Here is an 18,572-nt window from a genome sequence, read left to right as displayed (position 1 = left end):
AATGCCGAGTGCCCGCTTGCCCCGGGCTGAATCAGCCGGTCAGGCCCTCAGGCCGCCGGTCGGTCAGCCGCAGCAGCCGCCCCCGCAGCAGCCGCCGCCACCGCCGCCGGCCGGGGCGGCCTGCGCCGCCGCGGCGCCGGAACCGCTGGCCCGGCCGCCGACCGCGACCATCGACAGCAGCTTCACGGTGTCGTCGTGCCCGGACGGGCAGCTGGCCGGCGCGTCCGACTCGGCCATCGGCCGGCTCAGCTCGAACTGGCTGCCGCACGCGCGGCACCGATACTCATAACGGGGCATGCGAGCAGCGTAGCCTCCCCGGCCGCTCAGCGGACCCCGCGGATCTCCTCGACCACCGCGGCGACCATCCCGCGCACCGCCTCCGTCTCGGTCAGGAACAGCCAGTAGTCGGGGTGCTTGCCGCCGCCCTCCAGCTCCCGCACGGCGCGATCCAGCCGCCCGACCGCCGCGTCCAACGGGCCCGCGTGCCGCGGGTCGGGGATGCTGCGCCCGGTCATCGCCAGCCGCTGCGCGTCCCTGATCACGAAGCGTGTCCGCTCGATCTCGCGGCTCGGGTCGAACGACACCTCGTTCAGCCGGCGCAGGCGCTCGCCGGCCGCCGACACCGCCTCGTCGGTGCGGCCCAACAGCCCGTGCACCGTGGACAGCCGGGCCGTGGCGTCGTCGAAGCGCTGCTCGCTGAGCGCCTGCCGCGCCTCGCGCAGCATCGTTTCGGCTTCCCGCACGGACTCCGCCGCCTGCGCCGGCACCCGCTGCAGGTCCTGCCAGCAGGCCACGCTGAACCGGCGGCGCAGCTCGCTCAGCACCGGCTCGACCTGGCCCGACCTGGTGATGATGGCCTCCGCCCGGGTGCGCAGGCTGACCAGCCGGCGGTCGATATCCGCGGCCCGCCGGGGCAGCCGCTCCGCCTCGGCGGCGATCGCCTCGGCCCGCCGCCGCACCTGCTCGGCGCGCCGGATCGTCGGCTTGATGCCGTGCTGTCCCGCGCCCTCGTTCAGCCGGCGCAGCTCCGGGCCCAGCGCGGCGAGCGAGGCGGCCAGCTCCTCGGCGCGCAGCCCGGCGGCGCGCGCCGTCTCCAGCGCCTTCGTCGCCTCGCGCAGCGCCTGCCGAGCCCGCTCGACGGCCGGCGCCACCTTCGCCAGCTGCGACTCGGCCCGTTCCACCAGATCGCCGAGCCCCGCGCCGAAGCGCTCCAGCTCGGCCTTGACCTGCCGCAGCGCGTCCCGCGCCCGCAGCAGCTCCTGCCGGGCCCGGGCGGCGGTGCCGGCGTCCAGCTCCGCCCCGTCCAGGTCGTGCGAGTCCATCGCCGTGATGTACTCCTGGCTGACCTGGTCGATCCGGTCGCTGAGCGCCTTGAACGCCACCCCGGCCCCGGCCGCGTGCGCCGAGTCGTCGGCGGCGGTGATCGTCTCGATGGTGATCCGCAGATCGCGCTGCGCGGTGTCCAACTCGTAGAACGCCTCCACCGCGGCGTCCTTCGCCTCCTGCGCCTCCGCGCGCAGATCCTCCACCCGGCCGCGCCCCCACCGCCGGGGGCCGCCACCACTGAACGACGCGGGCATCGCGACCGCGGCGGCGGCCAGCACGGACAACGGCAGCAACACGAGTGCGGCGAGGTCCTTCGCGGTGCGCGTCACTGTCACGTGATCCCTCTCCCCCGCCGTGGTGTGTCGGCCGTGACGTCATTCTCCCACCCACCCCCGCCCCGGGCACGGACCGGGCGCCGTGCCGGGCCATGTAGGCTGTGCACGCCTCCCCTCCGCGCGTCTCACCACACCCCAGGGTGCATAGCTCAGCGGTAGAGCGCCGCCCTTACAAGGCGGATGTCGGCGGTTCGAACCCGTCTGCACCCACCCTCCGAAGTTCTTCCGCATCGTGGCGGCGCGCTCCCGTCGCCACCGTCGCGCCACCACACCCAGCCAGCCCGTGGTTCCGTCGTGTCCAGACACCTCGCGCGCGACAGGCCGCGCGCGCCGGAGACCTGCAGCGTCTCCTCGGCCACTGGGCGCTGGAGACCCGACCCGACATCCGTGCCGCCGACGACGAGATGTTCGCGCGACTCGAAGCGGGCGACTTCACCGGCTGCGTCCCCCTCGACGACACCGACGCCGGAGCGGCCTAAGCCCTCCGACGCAAAACGCCCCATCCTCCCGGGGATAGGGCGCTGTCCTGCGAGCGGCCGGTCAGAACACGAGCTTGACCGCGGTCACGATCATGACCGTCCGGGAGACGTAGTACACGACGATCACCCCTGCCACGGTCGCCTCTCGGCGATCCTTCTCCCCACTGATCGAGGCGGAGCCATGGCCGTAGGGGTCACGCCCCAGGGTCTTCTTGATCTCGCCCTCGAACCGGGTGCGCAGATCCGTGGGCATGGCTCGCCTCGCCGCCTCGGCCTCGGGGGCGACCTGGTCCTGCGCATCCCGCGCACCGAACGGTTCCTCCGTGACCTGGTCAAGGAGGCCGCGGTCAGCCCCGTCGCCCGGGACGCCGGCGTGAACACTCCGGATGTCGTCGCCTTCGACGCCAGCCGCACCGAGGTGGGCGTGCCCTACATGGTGTTGACCCGGGCACCGGGAGACGGTTTCGCCGAGTTCGGACCGCCCACCGCCGACACCCGGCGCGTCCTGCACCAGGTGGGAAGGGAGTTGGCCAGGCCGCACCGGCTGTCGCCGACCACGGCGGCGGACCTCCTCCCCGCCGTCCCCGCGGACGACGGCACGACGGATCCCCGGGCACTGACCGTCCGTCTCGCGGCGGACGGCTGGATCGACACGGAGACCCGACCGGGGCGGGGGATCAGCGGTTCGCAGGAGCTGGTCCGGAAGGCCCAGGGGTTGAGGTTCGGAGCGACCGTCAAGGCGTCCGCCGCGGGCGTGGGTCTGGGCGGCCGGTGTGTTACTGGTTCTCCAGTTCCTGCATGTCGCGCTCGAAGTCCTCCTCGATCTCCTGGAGGTCCTCGTCGAACTCCTCGGCGGCGTTGATGACGATGCCGATGCCGATGATGCCGAGCGTGATGGCGCCGGCGGCGAGGAACGTCGAGATGATGGACATGACCTTGTTCGTCGCGATGCCGCGCTGGGCGCGCCCCCACCCGATGCATCCGAAGATCATCCCCAGGGCGCCGAGGATGACGGCGAAGAAGCCGAGAATGGGGATCAGGCCGAAGAGCACGCCGGGGATGGCCAGGCAGAGCGCGGTGATGCCGAACCCGTTGCGTGGGTGCTGGGGCGGCGCGGGGTAGTGGGGCGGGTAGCCGTAGGGGTGCGGGGCGTGCGGGTGCTGTTGGGTGGTCATGGTCCCCCCTCTGTCTGGTGGGTGTGTCGGGGAGCATGACGGAATTTCACGCCATCTTCATGAAGTTGGCGTAGATGTGCCTAATTTGTGATGACGTGATCGGGCGGTTGTCGTTCGTCGGCCGGCGCGCAGGGGTTCGGTCGGTTGGCGAGCGACGCGCGGTATGGGGCGCGATGCTGCCCGAGGTCGGCCGCGTGACCCGGGCATGGATGGGCGGCAGGGGTCAGTGACGTCGCAACAGCCGGGCGAGGGGGGCGCGGAGGTCGGCGGGGTGCAGGCCCAGGGGGTCGAGGTCGTCGGCTGTCGCCCACAGGAGTTCGAAGCTGTTGTCCGGCCCGTGGGCCTCGGCCTCGGGACCGGAGAGCGTGGGTGTGCCCGTGACGGCCGTCATCAGGAAGTACGAGGCCGGGCGGCCGTTGTGTCGGCCGGTCCACAGCAGCCGGTCCGTTCGCGCCGTCAGCGTCGTCTCCTCGCGGAGCTCGCGCAACGCCGCCTGCTCGGCGCTCTCGCCCTCCTCGACATGTCCACCGGGAAGGACCGCGTAGCGATGCCCCCGGCAGTCCGGTCCGGCCCAGCCCCTGTCCTCGCACATCGCGCAGGACTTTGACGAGGCGCTTCTGAGGAAGCGCCTGATGACCAACGCTCGCTGACCGTCGATGACCACGGCGACCGCTCTGGGAATCGGCACGTACCCATCATGCGGTCCGGGTCCGACAAAAATAGTAGCCATAGACATAGTAGCCATGTACTGTATCCGGTGTGAGTTCAGCAGCCGAGCGCGCCACGGCCGGGTTTCTGGTCTGGCGCCTGTCGATGAAATGGCGGGTGGCCGTCGACCGGGCGGTCGCGCCGTTGGGCCTGACGCATGCCCAGTACGTGGTGATGGCGTCGCTGTACGGCATGTCGCGCTCCGGGCTGCGGCCCAGCCAGCGGCGGCTCGCCGACCAGACCGGGCTGGAACCGCTGTACGTCTCCAAACTCGCCCGCGCCCTGGAGTCCGCCGGACTCCTCACCCGCACCCGGGACCCGAAGGACCCGCGCGCCGTGCAGCTGGCGCTCACCGAGCAGGGGCGCGACGTCGTCCGCCGCGCGATCGGGGTGGTCCAGGACCTGCTGGACCAGCTGCTGGCGCCGCTCGGCGGACAGGACAGCCCGCGCACCCGGCAGTTCAAGCAGGAGCTGGTGACCCTGCTCGACGCGCCACTCGACACATCCACCGAAGACACCGGGAACGACACCGAGGAGCAGTCATGTCCACCACCACACCCACGGTCAACGGCCGGGTCATAGCCCTGGCCCACTTCGCCGGGCGAGCCCTCCTGGAGCGCGTGCTGGACCGGCACGGCGCCACGTTCCACCAGAGCGTGACGCTCCGCGTCGTCGTGGCGGCGGGCGAGTCCATCGACCGCGGCGCACTGGTCACCGAGGTCAACGGCCTGCTGAAGACCGACGATTCGGTCGTGCACGCCGTGATCGGGGAACTGACGGCGGCGAGACGGCTGGAGGAGGACCCGGCGGATCCGTCCCGGCTGCGGCTCACGGACGCCGGACGGGAGCTGCACGAGAGCACCACGGCCGAGGCCGCCGAGATCGCCGCCCGGCTGTACGCGGGTATCACGGCCGACGAGCTCGCGGTCGCGGGCGGCGTGCTGACCCTGGTCACGGAGCGCGCGAACGCCGAGCTGGCGGACGCCGCCGCCTGAGGCGTCGTCATGACCGACGCGAACCGGATGCGGCCGCCCGCTGGTCCTGGCCTGTTGACCAGCGACAGCGGGCGGCCCGAGGATCAGTCCACGATCGCGCCGCAGGAGATGTTGACCTCGGTCGAGGTCAGCGTGCGGGCCTTGTCGGAGGCGACGAAGGCGGCCGTCTCGCCCACGTCGTGAAGCGTGGCCGCGCGGCCCAGCAGCGTCGCCTGCCGGAGGCTGGCGCGGATCTCCTCACCGCCGGGGAACCCCTCGGGCAGCGTTTCGGGGATGCCGCCCGTCTTGAGGGTGACGACGCGGATGCCGAAGGGGCCCAGTTCGAGCGCCCACTGGCGGCGCAGGCCCTCCAACGCGTCCAGCGCGGTCTTGAAGCCGCCCAGCCCCGGGAGCGTCTGCGGGCCGCTCCCGCCGAACGTCAGGATCACCCCGGACCCGCGCGCGGTCATGTGGCGCGCCGCCGCCCTGGTGGTGAGGAACTGGGAGCGGGTCGCGGTCGTGATCGGCTGAAGGAAGTCGTTCACGGAGATCTCGGTCAACGGCCGCTGCACGTCGCCGTACCCGATGAGGTTGAACGAGACGTCGATCCGCCCCTCGCGCATGACGACGCCGTCGACGTAGGCGTCCACGTCCTGCTCGTCCAGGGCGTCGACGACGCCCGCCTCGGCCACGCCGTGCTCCGCGCGGATCGCGTCGGCGAGCTCGTCGAGCTTCCCCCCGGTGCGCCCGGCGAGGTGGACGTGCGCCCCCTCGCGCGCGAACGCGCGGGCCACCGCGCCACCGATCGCCCCTCCCGCCCCGTACACCACGGCCACCTTGTTCTCCAGCAGCATGTCCCGATCCTTCCTCGTCGTCAGGGTCATCGTCAGTGACGACGAGACGGCTCGTCGGATTTCGACACACGATCGCCGGCCGGCGCGTGCTCGTCCGCCGCGCGCCCGTCCGCTGGGTGCTCGACCGCTGGGTGCTCGACCGTCGCCGCCTCGGCGACGACGTGCGGACGATTGACGCGGTACCGCATCGCGGGCAGCCGGCGGGCCAGCAGGACGATGCCGAGCATGTCGAGCGCCGCGAGGGCCACCAGCGGCGTCCAGGTGGCGACGGGTCCGTGGGCGAGGAGGGTGGTCATCAGGGCGGGCGTGACGATGTCGCCGGTGCTGAACGCCATCTGGTAGAGCGAGTTGTACCGGCCTCGACTCGCCGCGGTGGCACGGTCGTTGACGATGGACGGCACGATCAGGCCCTGCATGAGCTCGCCGGTGGTCACCAGGACCACCGCGGTGAGCGCGAGGCAGACGCTGACCGCCAGCGGCACGTAGGCGGAGCACAGCACCGCGACGAACGCGCCGCCGACGACGGCCTGCGACACCACCAGGGTGTGGCTGCGCCGGCGCCCGGTGAGGGCCGCGCCGATGGGCGTGGCGCCCAGCGCGCCGAGCACCGCGTTGACCGCGAGGACCGTGCCGGGGATCCACGGCGGCAGGCCCACCGTGGTGACCAGGAAGACGGGCACGGCGATGACGAAGGCCAGGGAGAGCAGGGCGAAGCCGAGGTTGAGGACGACGAAGCCGAGGAAGGGGCGGTCGCGGAGCACACCGGACCAGCTGCTGCTGCTCGCGGCGGCGTCGCCGTCGCCGTCGCTGGCCCGCGGGACGCGACCGCCGCCGGACCGGCCCCGGTCGAGCCGGGTCAGCAGCGCCGCGACGGCGAACGACGCGGCGTTGACGGCCACGATCGCGGTGTAGCCGTTCGTCCCGCCCATGGCGAGGGCCAGGCTGGCGCCGAGCGCGCCGACGGCGAGCCCCGCATGGCGCAACGCGGTGATCAACGCGAACCAGGGCTCCTGGCTCCGCCCCTCGGCGACGTCGTGGACCAGGGCCGGATAGGCCACCCAGAACGCCGAGTTGCCGAGCTGCACGACGATCGCGGCGAGTAGCAGGCTGCTGAAGGAGCCCACCACCAGGTAGGCGACGAACCCGACGGCCTGGGCGAGGTTGGAGACGATCACCGTGGTGCGCGCGCCGAACCGGTCGCAGAACATCCCGGAGGCCGCGGTCGCGGGAATGCGCACCAGCGCGGCGATGGACAGCGCCAGCCCGACCTCACCGAGGGCCAGGTCGGTCGTCGCGGTGAAGTAGAGGATCGAGAAGGGAAGAAAGAGGCCGCTGCCCAGAGCGTCGATGGACAACGCCGCAAGCAGGCGCCGATGGCCGCGAGCGTCGGGAAGCCATGCACGCACGGCTGCATCCTTTCGGGGTGTGTCCCAGCCACACGGCGTTCCGCGTGCGGCCCTACCCCGAAAAGGGCAAGACGAGCAGTTTCGATCAGCGCCGGCTGATGGGTCAAGCCCTTTAACGGTCGCGAGGCACCCTTTCGCGCTGGGTGTCTCCTCCCTCACCCTTGGTGCCGGAGGTTGATGGGGGAGGGGATGAGGCTGATGGCGCGTCGGCGTGGATGGCGGCGTAGGCGGAACCGGCGGTCTGCGGTCGCCGGCGTCGCGCTGCTGGTGGCGGTGCTGGTCGTCTTCTGGTCGCGCACCTGGCCGTTCGTGCTCGCGGCGGCAGCGCTGGGCGGACTCGCGGCCCTGGTGTGGTGGGGCTGGCGCACGCACCGGGAGATCCGCCGCAGGGACGAGGTCTTCCGCGCGGAACAGCGGGTGCTGGACGCGAACCGGACGTTGGAGGAGGTGGACAAGCTCCACTGGCGCGACTTCGAGCGGATGGTGGCCGCGTTGCTCCGTGAGGGCGGCTGCACCGAGGTCGAGTGGGTCGGCCAAGGAGGAGACCGAGGCAGGGACGTGACGGGCGTGCTACCGGATGGTCGGTCGATGGTGGTCCAGTGCAAGCTCTTCGCCACTCACCGGTCGGTCGTGAGCGGCGACATGCAGCGCCTGTTAGGGGCAAGGACGAACTTCACGGCCGATGTCGCGATCTTCGTGACGAACACCAGGTTCACCACTGATGCCGAGAAGTACGCGAAGGACAACGAGATCGTCGCCATCGGCCGCAACCTGCTCGCCTCGTGGCTCAAGGGCGCCACGCTGGAGTCCCTGCTCGAGATCGGCAGCGGCGGCCAGGGCGACCGCCGTCACCTGACGGAGTGGAACAAGGCGTATGGCAAGACCAGCAGAAGGCGCAGGCAGAAGCGCGCGAGCTGAAGCCGCTCGGATGTGCCGCGCGGGAGCACGGGGTTGTCCCGGGACGTGCTTCTCCGTCGTGATCAGGTGTTCCTCTTGGAACTCGGGTACACCTCGTGCTTCGGGTCCCACCACACGACGTGGAAGACGCTTCCCTCCAGGAATCCGTAGAGCCGCTGGGTTCCGGTGAACTCCAGTCGGTGGATCTTCGTCATGTCGTCGCGGCCCGTGCGTGCCAGTCGATCCAGCGCCTCGCCGCACAGCCCGCTCGGGAGTTCGTACTCCTTGAAGAACCGTCGTGTCGTCCGCAACTCGTTGAGGGTCATCGTCTCGCAGTGCGCGAGCTTCCGTAACACCTCACACAGCACGACGGACCCCATCGCGGCGAAGCCCCACCTGCTCTCGTGATCGACGTGCGTGAAACGCCACGAGACCCGTTCGTGCGAAGAATGAGCACCTGGCAGGAGGCGTGCGGGATTGCCTGTGACCTTCCCCGGCGTCGGAGGGACCTTCGGCGCGGTGACCTTCTTCTTTGCCTTGCCCACTCAGCTCTCGCTGTACAGCAGGGCGCCAAAGTAGTCGGCGATCTCGGTGTCGGTCAGCGGCTCGTCACTGCGGTCCAGGTCGCCCACCCCGGCTCGGCGCCGCGCGTACACCCAGGGCCCTGCCTCGTGCGTCATCGCGGAGAGCTGGTGGGCGCTGTAGGAGTCGAAACTTCTCAGAACAACGTCGATCGATTCACGCTCGCCGGCGTCCAGGGCCGTTGGGTCACCGGCAATCTCCCCTGCCGCGAGTTGGAACCGGCCGCGATGCCGCGCATACAGGTCCGGGACGACCGGACCGTTCGCCCACGCCTCGAACCGCTCCTGGAAGAGCCGGCGATCCTCCCAAGCCATGTGGTACCCGTAGGCGAAGTAGCACAGCTTCTGGAGCTTCATCGCCGACATCGGGCCTCTGGCGCTCAGTACGTAGGCGGCCACGTCATGCACGCTTGCCATGCTTACTCCCCTCGCCATCTCTCCGGCCCACCGTAGTCACGTTGCCCGTGTGCGCACCGCTCGCGGGCAGGCGGCGGGGATGCGTTTTTCCCCCAGTTGTCCCAGCCTATCGGGGGTGCGAGGTGATCAGAAGAGAGCGGGTGAAGATGCGGACAAGATGTGACTCATCGGATGAGCATTCACCAGTTCGAGTGACGATCATGATCATCTGCTCGCCCGGCTATCGCCTCGGCGCGGGGGATGTCGGGCATGGGTGTGCATGGCACGGCGGCGGGCCTCCGAGGTCGGGGTGGGGTCGTTCCGGGCAGTCGTGGTCCTCGTCCGGGCGGGCACCACACCACCACGAGGCCGGTTCCCGTGGGCGGAGCCGGCAGCTCCCGCGACTCAGGCACGGCGGGTCGCTCCGAGCACGGCGGTCAGCGTGCCGCGCAGCAGTTCCGGGCTGGTGAGGCAGTCGCCCACGGCGGGTGGTTCGACCAGCCACTGGATCGCTCCGCGCCAGCCCGGCGGCGGGACCCAGATCTCCTGCCCCCCAGGATTCGGATGCCCCGCAGGCCCCAGGCGTCGGCGGTGTCGATGGGCACCAGCCAGCTGACGGCGTCCTCCACCTGGTCCTCGATGACCGGCCCCGAACGGTGCTGTATCCGGCCGATGGCCAGTACGGCATCGAACGCGTCCACGACCACGGCGTCGAACCACCGCCCGCACGGGGCGCTCCGCACGCCGCGGACGGTAACGGCAGCCACTCGGGACGGGTGGGCGGGGATGATGCGGCGGGCTCAGGCATGTTCGGCTCCGGTGACGCGATGTGTACGGAACGTCAATGCCAGAAGTTACGAGCCGTCAGCCGGTAGGAGACAGGCGCGGAACGTGCCCCGTCGGGAGAGGGCACCGGAACTGGGACACGGATCGTGCCCTTCACGTCACCCGGAGGAACTCCCCGAGCTCCCGCTGTTCCCGAGTGAGAGCGGCGCGCCGGCCCTTCCGCGCCGCCCGGAACGTGTCGCGCCCCAACTGCTGGTGCTGAAGCCAGTCCGGCGTCGAGGCCCGCAGCTGCTGCAGCACGCCGAACGCCTCGCTGGTCTTCCGCAGCTTCGCCTGGGAATAGGCCACGCTCAGCATGTGCCGATGGCGGTTGTCCGAGGACAACTCCAAGCCGCGCGGCAGACGGGCCGAGAGCGCTAGCACCCGGTCATGGCGCCCGACGACCATGTTGTTCTCGATGCCCATGAGCGCCACCGACGACGAGTCGAACCGCCCGTAGCTGTGCGGCGCCGTCGCTGTGGCGCGCCCGAGGGCCGTGGCTGCCGAGCGTGCCAGCCGGAGCATGTCGCGTGCCTCGCTGGTCCTGTTGTTCCGTGCGGCCGACGACGACGCGCGGAGCAGCAGTCGTCCCCACACGCCGAGGTCGGCGCGAGTGGCCCGCGACAGCCGGGGCTCGACCCGGTCGGCCGTCGCCACGGAGAGCCGCTCGGCCTCGTCCAGGCGTCCTTGCCGGAGCAGCGTCCAACCCTGAAGGTAGACGCCGGACGCCGCGGTGGTCGCGTCGCCGGCCGCCACGGCGTCGCGTACGGCGTCGGCCAGCGCGATGTGCCCCAGGTCGTAGGCTCGGACCTGGGTCAGGTACCTACCGGCCTCCAGGAGCACGTCGGCGCGCAGGGACAGCGCGGCAGCCCGATCGGAGCCCGAGTCGAAGTGCGCCACGGCGTGGTGCGCGCTGACGATCAGGCCGGGCAGGGCCGCGCCGAGTGCGGCGTAGTCGTCGCGGTCGTAGAGCGTCCCGAGGGCTTCGACGGCCTGCCGGAGACTCGGCAGGTTCGGCTCTTCGCCAGCGTCTCCCAGGCTCGGATGGCCGGTGATGTCCACCGGAGGGGAGATGGCCTGGCGCAGGGGCATGAGGCTGAAGACCTGGTCTCCGGCGTGCAGGTTGGCCGCTATGCTCGGCTGCTCGAACAGCTGGCTGGTCCGGAGCCCGAGGGCCTGGGCCAGCGCGTGGTAGGTGTCGATGCGGCAGGTGCCCCCGCGTTCGACCTTCTTCACCACGCCCACGCTCAGCCCTGCGCGGTCGGCCAACTGCTCCTGAGTGAGGCCGAGGTCGTCGCGTGCCTGTCGAACTCGGCGGCCCGTTGCACCGTCAGCGTGCATGACGATCCCCTGTCCTGTGCCGCTTGCCGGTCACTTGCCAGCATAGGGTCGGGATGTGACGTTCGTGTCCGTTTCCGCCAGGACGGACTTGCGCGGGCTCGCGGAGCGGTGTGGACTCCGCGGATGAGTCGCGTTCTGTATCTGATCGCGTGTGCCGCCGGGCCGGCCGAGTACGTGGATCGTGGGGTGCGCGTCGCGCGGGCGGCCGGGTGGGACACCTGTCTCGTGCTGTCCCCGACGGCCGCGCGCTGGTGGCAGGGACGGACCCCCGACCTGCAGGTGCTGACCGGGCATCCGGTGCGGCACCGGTACACCCTGCCGGGGGAGCGGGGCGGGTTGCCGGCGGCGGACGCGATGTTGGTGGCGCCGTTGACGACGACCAGCGCGTGCCGGTGGGCGGCCGGCATCACGGACACGCTGTCGCTCGGTCTGCCGGCGGAGGCCGTGCACATGGGGGTACCGGTGGTGGCGATGCCGTACTGGTCCACGGCGTTGGGGGCGCAGCCGGCCGTGCCGCGGGCGGTGGCGACGCTGCGCGAGCAGGGGGTCCGGGTGCTGCTGGGCCCGGACGGCTACGCACCGCACCCGCCTCGGCAGGGCGATCCGGCCGCCTTTCCCTGGGACAGAGCCGTCGCCGCCCTGTCCGACGGCGACGCGCGGGCCGGGGATTTCGGGAACGATCGGGACTGACAGTTCGCCGCACATAATTGATCACAGGCAGGTGGCACGCGTGCCCGCTCCGTAGTCGGGCGGCGCCGCTCCCAGACAGGAGTGAGCCCGCTGGAAGGCTCCGGTGGCTACTCCAACCTTGCGGTCGAAGATCCAGTTTCCTGGCTTGCTTGCCTTTTCCGGAGCCCTCCAACGGGCTCTAACAACAAGCCTAGCGCGCCCCTCCGCGGATGGCCAGCGCCGACCACGCCCTGCGCCCGTAAAAATATGCTCGATCTCGTTGAGTCCCGTGAGATCGGCAATATGCAGCCCTCCCGAACAAATGATTGATCGAAGGAGGGCGAATCCTGACTGTTATTGACTGGTTTTGCATTGTCTCAGGGGCGTTTCGCCGCAGGCCGATACCGGCGTGCTTTTAACAGCTAGTAGTGCTGGCCTTCCACAGCGTGTGGCGGTAGCGTCCTGGCACACGAAGGGCCCGGCCAATTGGTTTGGTAGGCCAGGCCGGGCTCCTTCGTTCTGAGAAATCGAACATGGAAACCGGAGGGGAATCTCCATGATCCACGAACGACCCCCGCTGCAGCGATCGTCCCTGGTGAAGAGGGCGCCGCAGCGTGCTGACCGTACCATTCCGCGATTGTGCGCGGGGGAAACCACGGATTGGTCTGCCAAGGGCGTCAACGCCTCCGTCGCGGCGTTCCTCGCCGTGCTGGCGGTCCCCCTGGTGGTGTTCGCGGCCCCGCCCCAGGCATGGGAAGGGTTGGCGACGCTGGTGGCCGCGTTCGGGGGACGGTGCTGCTACCGCCGGTATTGGCGTCTTCGGGCGGGCTGACGGTGAGGGAGCCGGTCGGGGCGGCGGTGGTCGTCGCCCCGACCGGGGCCGTGCCCGGAATTTCCGCGTGCTGCACGTGCATATGCGTCATGCACGCGCGACGAAACGTCAGTAACCGTCCGTGGAACCCGTATCACCGAGCCAGTCGAGGAACGATGTCACTCTGCAAGGAATGCAAGAATCCGGCCTGCCGCAGGCCCTTCGTGCCCAACGACCGCGGTCGCCCCCGGGAGTACTGCGGGAAGCCGTGCCGGGACGCGGCCTACCGTTCGGCGCAGGGCCCCCGGTCGCCGGCGGCCGGGAAGAGGGGCGACGACGGGATTGGGTGGATCGCCGACGCCGTCGGCCGCCGCGCCGACACCCTGGTACGGGCCGTCCACGAGGACGACGACACCGAGCGGACCGCGCTCGGCGTGCTCCGGCAGGTCCAGGAACTCCGCGTCGACCTCGACGACCTGGAGGCCGGCGCGGTCCGGCAGGCCCGCGAGCGCGGGGCGTCCCTGGCCCAGATCGCCAGCCAGCTGAACCTGGCGCCGGGCACGGTCAGCCGCCGTTTCGCCGCGGTCGCGGTGGAGCGACGGCTGCGGCAGCGGCGTCGGCGCGAGGACGACGGCCGCGCGACCGAGAGGGCCGAGGGGGGCGAGGGGACGGGAACGGAGGACGGTCCGGCGGTGATCCTGCCACCGGGCCAGCGGCAGGAGCCGGCGGGACCCGATCCCGGCCCGCTGGCCTGCGCGCTCTCCGCGCTGCACCGGGGCAGCCGGCAGACGCTGCGGGCCCTCGCCGAACGGGCCGGCGTCTCCGCCTCCTACGTCTCCCGGGTGCTCTCGGGCGATCGTCGCCCCTCGTGGCGGGTGACCCGCGGTCTGGTCGAGGCGTGCGGCGGCGATCCGGCGGACCTGCTGCCGTTGTGGGAGGACTCCCGCGGCCATCCCACCGCGGTGGCCATCTCGCCCGCCGCCTTCCACGACACGCTGCGCGACCTGCACCTGGCCGCGGGGCAGCCGCATCCGGACTCCGTGCGGGACGCCAGCGGTGGCGTGCTGAGCCGGGCGGACATCGCCGAGTTGCTGTACGGGTGGGAGCTGCCCGACTGGGGCAGGGTGGACCGCTTCGTCAGCGCCCTGGGCGGCGATCCGGTCAACTTCCGTGCCCTGTGGCGCGCCGCCCGCGGCGGTCGCGACCGGCACGGGCCGGCGTTCCCGATCGGCGCCGTCGTCGGCCCGCCGGCCGCCGCCTTCGGCTAGCCGACGCACCGAAGCCACCATTACCCGGAGAGGGGGGACCACGCATGACGCAAGCACGCCACGACCGCACCCCGGCCTGGCCCGACGCCAGTGCCGTCAACGAGGCGATCCGGCAGTACGTCAGCGCCCACGGTCGCAGGCCCTGGAGCGCGAAGGAACGCACCGAGCTCGACCGGCTGCGGGCCGCCTGGTTGGCGGCCGTCCGCGGCAAACCGCACGCCACGGCCCGACCGTGAGACGCGAGACCGTCCGTGAGACGCGAGGCCGTCCGGGCCCCGCCGGGCAGGCGGGGAACCGGACCTTCGGGTGAGGCGCGGGTTCAGGCCCTCGCGCTGCGGGCCAGCCAGCTGCGCAGATCGGCCGGAAGCGGTTCCATGGCGGCCTCGTAGACGGCGAGCTCCCGCTCGGAGAGCACGTCGACCCACTGGCCGTTGGTGCCCTTGTGGAAGAACTCGAACTTGTTCAGCACGGTCGCCATCGGACCGGCGAACATCTTGTCCTTCTTGGCCTTCATGTCGGAGAACGTGCAGGCCTCCACCAGGCTGGGCCAGATCTCCTCGTTGACCGGGATGCCGAGGAACGCGCTGACGCGGCGCATCTCCTTGTCCAGGTCGTCGAGCATGTCCTGGTAGTGCAGGAAGATGATGTTGGACTCGTCCCGGTGCTTCCAGAACGACTCGAGGTGGTAGGTGGGCGAGTTGTACGGCCAGCCGTTGGACTCCCAGGGGAACGGGCTCTCCGTGAAGAACTTCTGCCAGAACTCCCGGATGTCCGTCGGCACCTCGGGATGCTCGCGCAGGTAGACGTCATCGCCCGAGGGAAGTCCGGGTGGCTGGAAGTGGCGGGAGTCGTTCATCCCGACCATCTGGTTGTGCGTCGACACCGCGGCGTCGCGCAGGTCCCGGCCGACGACGATGTAGGACACCTCGTCGTAGATCGGTAAGGCGTCCATCGGGAGGTGACACTTGATGAAGCGCCGGTGCTCCTGCCCCTCAAGCGTCTTCAGCATCACGTCGATGGGAACGAACGGGCTCTCCAGCCACGGACTGATGTCCAGCAACGGCGCCGGCAACTCGGTGCTCTGGAAGACGAGTACGGAGGCTATCCGCTGCGTCCAGGTCGTCCCCACCTTGGCCGGAGTGGAGATGACGATGTCTCCGGGACGAGGCTCGTACCGATCCCAGAGCTTGCTGTCCAGCGTGAAACTTCGGTACGTGCGCTGTGGGGTCTGGCGCGGGGTCAGCTGCAGGTCCATGGGAGAAGTCTGCGCCCGGATACCCACCCCTAGGCAATAGCGCCTCCCCCCTATTCATGGCCGTTAATGTGACCGAAATATCTGCAACGTCCTCTTTGTCGATCCGTTAGGTCGGCATCCGGCCTGTTCACCGCCGGGAACCGGGCGACGAGCGGGGGAAGCCGTTCCGGACGCGGAGGCCGGGAGGAGATTCACTCACGTCATGCTCGCAGAAATACCCGCCTCCTGAGGAGGGGGCGTTCCCGATCTCCGGAACTCTGGATCTTCGATCTGTGGGATCTGCTGGATCTCCGGAGATCCAGCAGATCCCACAGATCCGGGTCCCGACCGGCTGAGCGGACACACCACCAAGGCCCGCTCAGCCGGAGTCCAGGGCTCAGCCGGAGTCCAACGCGCCGGCGGCGACCCGAAGATCGGCGACCAGACCGGCGAACGCGGCCTCCCGGTCCGCGTCGTCGGCCCGCAGCACGGCCGAGGGATGGATCGTGGCCACCAGCGTCCCGGTCGCGCCGTCCGCCAGGCTCTCGGGCAGCGGCATCCGCAGGCCGCGCTGCCGGGTCACCCGGAACGACGAGCCCAGCAGCGCCCGGCTCGCCGTGGCGCCGAGGGTCACCAGCACCTCGGGCTCGACCTGCCGCAGCTCCGCCGCCAGCCAGGGCTTGCAGGCGCTGGCCTCGCGCAGGCTCGGCGCCTTGTGAATGCGCCGCTTGCCGCGTTCCTGCCGGGTGAACTTGAAGTGCTTGACGGCGTTCGTGAGATAGATCTGCGCCGGGTCGATGCCGGCCTCGTCGACCGCCCGGGTCAGCAGCCGCCCGGCGGGGCCGACGAAGGGCTCGCCCTGCCGGTCCTCCTGGTCGCCGGGCTCCTCGCCGACGAGCATCACCCGCGCGTCGGCGGACCCGGCGCCGAACACCGTCTGGGTGGCGTCGCGGAACAGTGGGCAGCCGTGGCAGCCGGCGGCGGCCCGGCGCAGCCCGTCGAGGTCCGCGCGGTCGGGCACGAAGGGCCCCGCGTCGTACGCCTCGGGCGCCTCGGATCGCTCGTCCGTCTCACTCATGGGGCATGAGTACCCCTACGGGTGGATTTCACGCGGTTGATCCAGGCCACATCGGTGCGGCCGGTGCGGCACGGGCGTTCCCGCGGGTGGATTCACCCTTCCGGCGCGGGCACCGGCACCGGCGCCGGACGGGAACTTTCGTCCAAGACGCGGGGCGCCGGCGTCGGCGATGGTGGAGGCATGCGCAGCCACGACGTGCGGGCCGATCCCGGGGACCGCGAGGCCGGGAACGGCTGGGAGGTCGTCCGCCCCCGCGGCGGCTCCTCCCTCGACGGGGTCGGTATGGCCGGGTTCCGGGACCTGGCCGCCGCCGGGCTGGACATGCGGGTGCTGCCGCAGCCCGCCGTGATCGTGGTCATCGGGATCGGGGACGATCCCTTCACGGTCGAGGGCGGCGCCGGGCGGCGATCGTCGCGGACCCTCGTCGCCGGGCTGTCTCCCGGTCCCGCCCGGATCCGCGGCGCGCGGGTCGAGTGCGTCGAGCTGCGCCTGTCGCCCCGGGCCGCCTACGCGCTGCTGGGCGTCTCCCCGCGCGAGCTGGACGGGGCCGTCACCGGCCTCGGGGACCTGTGGGGGCGGCCCGAGCGCCTCCTCCGCGAGCGGCTGGCCGACGTCCCGACCTGGGCGGAACGCCTCATGCTGATCGACGAGTTCCTCCTGCGGCGGGCCGCGCGGGCGCCGTCGATCGCGCCCGAGGTCGCCGCCGTCTGGGCCGACATCGTGGCCCGTCGCGGCCGGGTGCGGGTCGGCGAGCTCGCCGCGTCGTGCGGTTGGAGCCGCAAGCGGCTGTGGTCCAGGTTCAGCGCCCAGATCGGCCTCACCCCCAAACGCGCCGCCATGCTGGTCCGCTTCGACCACGCCGCCCGGGCGCTCAGCGCGGGCGCCAACGCCGCCGACGTGGCCCTGGCGTGCGGGTACGTCGACCAGCCGCATCTGCACCGCGACGTACAGGCGTTCGCCGGGTGTACGCCGAGTGCCCTGGTGGACACGGCGACGTCCGCCGGCCGGGAAGAACCCCACTGACCCCACAAGCCCCAATAATTCTGATAACCCCAATAGTCACGAGAATCCCGAGAAGAACGACGGGAAGGAAACCCCCTGTGCTGAGCACCGATGTCCCAACGGCGGAGACGGCCGACCGCGGCCTGATCGTCCGGCTCGTCTTCGGGAGCATGGCCGCGCAGACCCTGCGCGCCGCCGTCCGGCTGCGGGTGGTCGAGCTGATCGGCGACGCGCCGCGCCGGGCCGCCGACGTGGCCGCCGACGCCGGCGCGGCGCACCAGCCCATGACCCGGCTGCTGCGCGCCCTGGCCGGCCTCGGCCTGCTGCGGGAACACGCCCCCGACTCGTTCTCGGTCACCCCGGCGGGCGCCCACCTCGACCCCCGCCGCCCCGGTTCACTCACGTCCCTGGTGCGGGTGTTCACCGAGCCCGTGGTCGTGCGCGCCTGGGAGCATCTGGACGACAGCGTCCGCACCGGCGACGTCGCGTTCGACGCCGTCTTCGGCACGGACTTCTTCAGCCATCTCGCCCAGCACCCCGAGCTGTCGGCGGACTTCAACGCGGCGATGAGCCAGGCCGCCGGCGAGACCGCCGCCGTCCTGCCGCGCGCCTTCGACTTCGGCCGGTACCGCGCGGTAACGGACGTCGGCGGCGGCGACGGAACGCTGCTGGCCGGCGTGCTGACCGCGCATCCGGCACTCACCGGTGTCCTCCTCGACACGGCGGACGGCCTGGCCCAGGCGCCGGAGACGCTGCGCCGGAACGGGCTGACGGAGCGCTGCACGCTGGTCGCCGGCGACTTCTTCCGCGCGGTACCCGAGGGTTCGGACCTCTACCTGATGAAGAGCGTCCTGCACGACTGGACGGACGAGCAGGCGGTCACGATCCTCGGCCACTGCCGCGCGGTGCTGCCGCCCGGCGGCCGCGTGCTGATCGTGGAGCCGGTGCTGCCCGACGTCGTCGACACCGACACCGACACCGACACCGACACCGACACCGCCGACGCCGCGTCCCAGGCCGGGGCCCATGCCGCCGACGAGGGACTCACCTATCTCAGCGACCTCAACATGCTGGTGAACGTGGGCGGCAGGGAGCGCACCCGCGGGGACTTCGAGGACGTGTGCCGGCGCGCCGGCCTGTCCCTCGTGTCGGTGATCCCGCTCCCGGAGGCCGCGCCGTACTCCCTCATCGAGGCCGAGGCCGGCTGAGCCGC

At 71.3% G+C, this 18,572-nt stretch carries 21 protein-coding genes and 1 tRNA gene; 9 read left to right on the top strand and 13 right to left on the bottom strand.

Features of this window, described 5'->3' with window-relative positions; translation table 11 throughout:
- Positions 1–63 precede the first annotated feature (63 nt).
- Both ABGB06_RS10430 and ABGB06_RS10425 read right to left on the bottom strand, forming a co-directional pair.
- Positions 64–297, bottom strand: coding sequence for a zinc ribbon domain-containing protein (locus ABGB06_RS10430; protein WP_347587644.1), 234 nt, complete (start codon positions 295–297; stop codon positions 64–66).
- Between the two features lie 26 nt (positions 298–323).
- Positions 324–1,580 (bottom strand): hypothetical protein, encoded by a 1,257-nt coding sequence (locus ABGB06_RS10425; protein ID WP_347588386.1) that lies wholly within the window; start codon positions 1,578–1,580, stop codon positions 324–326.
- A 219-nt stretch (positions 1,581–1,799) separates the two neighbouring features.
- Between ABGB06_RS10425 and ABGB06_RS10420 the strand changes: the two genes are divergently transcribed.
- Positions 1,800–1,871 (top strand) — tRNA-Val (locus ABGB06_RS10420).
- A 330-nt stretch (positions 1,872–2,201) separates the two neighbouring features.
- On the opposite strand, the gene ABGB06_RS10415 is transcribed toward ABGB06_RS10420, so the two are convergent.
- The 3 genes from ABGB06_RS10415 to ABGB06_RS10405 form a co-directional block, all read right to left on the bottom strand.
- A complete protein-coding gene (locus tag ABGB06_RS10415) occupies positions 2,202–2,393 on the bottom strand; it encodes a hypothetical protein (RefSeq protein WP_347588385.1) in 192 nt (63 codons plus the stop codon).
- Between the two features lie 523 nt (positions 2,394–2,916).
- Positions 2,917–3,315, bottom strand: a complete 399-nt coding sequence (locus tag ABGB06_RS10410) for a hypothetical protein (protein WP_347587642.1) — start codon at positions 3,313–3,315, stop codon at positions 2,917–2,919.
- 223 nt (positions 3,316–3,538) lie between these two features.
- Positions 3,539–4,003, bottom strand: coding sequence for an NUDIX domain-containing protein (locus ABGB06_RS10405; protein ID WP_347587640.1), 465 nt, complete (start codon positions 4,001–4,003; stop codon positions 3,539–3,541).
- A 71-nt stretch (positions 4,004–4,074) separates the two neighbouring features.
- Between ABGB06_RS10405 and ABGB06_RS10400 the strand changes: the two genes are divergently transcribed.
- The gene (locus ABGB06_RS10400; RefSeq protein ID WP_347587638.1) at positions 4,075–4,605 is read left to right on the top strand and encodes a MarR family transcriptional regulator; all 531 of its coding nucleotides are present in this window, start codon (positions 4,075–4,077) and stop codon (positions 4,603–4,605) included.
- Positions 4,566–5,018, top strand: a complete 453-nt coding sequence (locus tag ABGB06_RS10395; RefSeq protein WP_347587636.1) for a MarR family transcriptional regulator — start codon at positions 4,566–4,568, stop codon at positions 5,016–5,018. The genes ABGB06_RS10400 and ABGB06_RS10395 overlap by 40 nt, the downstream gene beginning before the upstream one ends.
- An 83-nt stretch (positions 5,019–5,101) precedes the next feature.
- Here ABGB06_RS10395 and ABGB06_RS10390 read toward each other — a convergent pair whose 3' ends face one another.
- Together ABGB06_RS10390 and ABGB06_RS10385 are read right to left on the bottom strand one after the other, a co-directional pair.
- Complete coding sequence (locus ABGB06_RS10390; protein ID WP_347587634.1) at positions 5,102–5,851, bottom strand: SDR family oxidoreductase; 750 nt, start codon at positions 5,849–5,851, stop codon at positions 5,102–5,104.
- A 32-nt stretch (positions 5,852–5,883) separates the two neighbouring features.
- Positions 5,884–7,206, bottom strand: coding sequence for an MFS transporter (locus tag ABGB06_RS10385; RefSeq protein ID WP_347587632.1), 1,323 nt, complete (start codon positions 7,204–7,206; stop codon positions 5,884–5,886).
- Positions 7,207–7,455: 249 nt separating this feature from the next.
- On the opposite strand from ABGB06_RS10385, the gene ABGB06_RS10380 reads away from it, so the two are divergent.
- Entirely contained in the window at positions 7,456–8,175 is a 720-nt protein-coding gene (locus ABGB06_RS10380) for a restriction endonuclease (protein WP_347587630.1), read from the top strand.
- A gap of 62 nt (positions 8,176–8,237) precedes the next feature.
- Here the strand turns inward: ABGB06_RS10380 and ABGB06_RS10375 are convergent, their stop codons facing one another.
- The 4 genes from ABGB06_RS10375 to ABGB06_RS10360 form a co-directional block, all read right to left on the bottom strand.
- On the bottom strand, positions 8,238–8,699 hold the full coding sequence (locus tag ABGB06_RS10375; protein ID WP_347587628.1) for a hypothetical protein: 462 nt from the start codon (positions 8,697–8,699) through the stop codon (positions 8,238–8,240).
- Complete coding sequence (locus ABGB06_RS10370) at positions 8,700–9,152, bottom strand: type II toxin-antitoxin system antitoxin SocA domain-containing protein (RefSeq protein WP_347587627.1); 453 nt, start codon at positions 9,150–9,152, stop codon at positions 8,700–8,702. It lies immediately after the preceding gene.
- 416 nt (positions 9,153–9,568) lie between these two features.
- Positions 9,569–9,874: a hypothetical protein gene (locus ABGB06_RS10365; protein ID WP_347587625.1), complete on the bottom strand. Its 306-nt coding sequence runs from the start codon at positions 9,872–9,874 to the stop codon at positions 9,569–9,571.
- A 196-nt stretch (positions 9,875–10,070) separates the two neighbouring features.
- The gene (locus tag ABGB06_RS10360) at positions 10,071–11,297 is read right to left on the bottom strand and encodes a helix-turn-helix domain-containing protein (protein ID WP_347587623.1); all 1,227 of its coding nucleotides are present in this window, start codon (positions 11,295–11,297) and stop codon (positions 10,071–10,073) included.
- Positions 11,298–11,420: 123 nt separating this feature from the next.
- Here ABGB06_RS10360 and ABGB06_RS10355 point away from each other — a divergent pair, with 123 nt between their 5' ends.
- From ABGB06_RS10355 to ABGB06_RS10345, 3 genes are all read left to right on the top strand, one after another.
- Positions 11,421–11,987 (top strand): flavoprotein, encoded by a 567-nt coding sequence (locus tag ABGB06_RS10355; RefSeq protein ID WP_347587621.1) that lies wholly within the window; start codon positions 11,421–11,423, stop codon positions 11,985–11,987.
- Positions 11,988–12,953: 966 nt separating this feature from the next.
- On the top strand, positions 12,954–14,045 hold the full coding sequence (locus ABGB06_RS10350) for a helix-turn-helix transcriptional regulator (RefSeq protein WP_347587619.1): 1,092 nt from the start codon (positions 12,954–12,956) through the stop codon (positions 14,043–14,045).
- Between the two features lie 44 nt (positions 14,046–14,089).
- Positions 14,090–14,281, top strand: coding sequence for a hypothetical protein (locus ABGB06_RS10345; protein WP_347587617.1), 192 nt, complete (start codon positions 14,090–14,092; stop codon positions 14,279–14,281).
- A gap of 83 nt (positions 14,282–14,364) precedes the next feature.
- On the opposite strand, the gene ABGB06_RS10340 is transcribed toward ABGB06_RS10345, so the two are convergent.
- Positions 14,365–15,300 (bottom strand): sulfotransferase domain-containing protein, encoded by a 936-nt coding sequence (locus ABGB06_RS10340; RefSeq protein ID WP_347587615.1) that lies wholly within the window; start codon positions 15,298–15,300, stop codon positions 14,365–14,367.
- A 376-nt stretch (positions 15,301–15,676) separates the two neighbouring features.
- A complete protein-coding gene (locus ABGB06_RS10335) occupies positions 15,677–16,357 on the bottom strand; it encodes a UdgX family uracil-DNA binding protein (RefSeq protein WP_347587613.1) in 681 nt (226 codons plus the stop codon).
- Between the two features lie 180 nt (positions 16,358–16,537).
- Here ABGB06_RS10335 and ABGB06_RS10330 point away from each other — a divergent pair, with 180 nt between their 5' ends.
- On the top strand, positions 16,538–17,380 hold the full coding sequence (locus tag ABGB06_RS10330) for a helix-turn-helix domain-containing protein (RefSeq protein ID WP_347587612.1): 843 nt from the start codon (positions 16,538–16,540) through the stop codon (positions 17,378–17,380).
- Between the two features lie 77 nt (positions 17,381–17,457).
- Positions 17,458–18,567, top strand: a complete 1,110-nt coding sequence (locus tag ABGB06_RS10325) for a methyltransferase (protein WP_347587610.1) — start codon at positions 17,458–17,460, stop codon at positions 18,565–18,567.
- Positions 18,568–18,572 lie beyond the last annotated feature (5 nt).

The sequence above is a fragment of the Streptomyces sp. B6B3 genome, assembly GCF_039871525.1.
GTDB lineage: Bacteria > Actinomycetota > Actinomycetes > Streptomycetales > Streptomycetaceae > Streptomyces.
The sequence above is the reverse complement of the archived record's forward strand: the minus strand, read 5'-3'. Positions and strand labels throughout refer to the sequence as shown.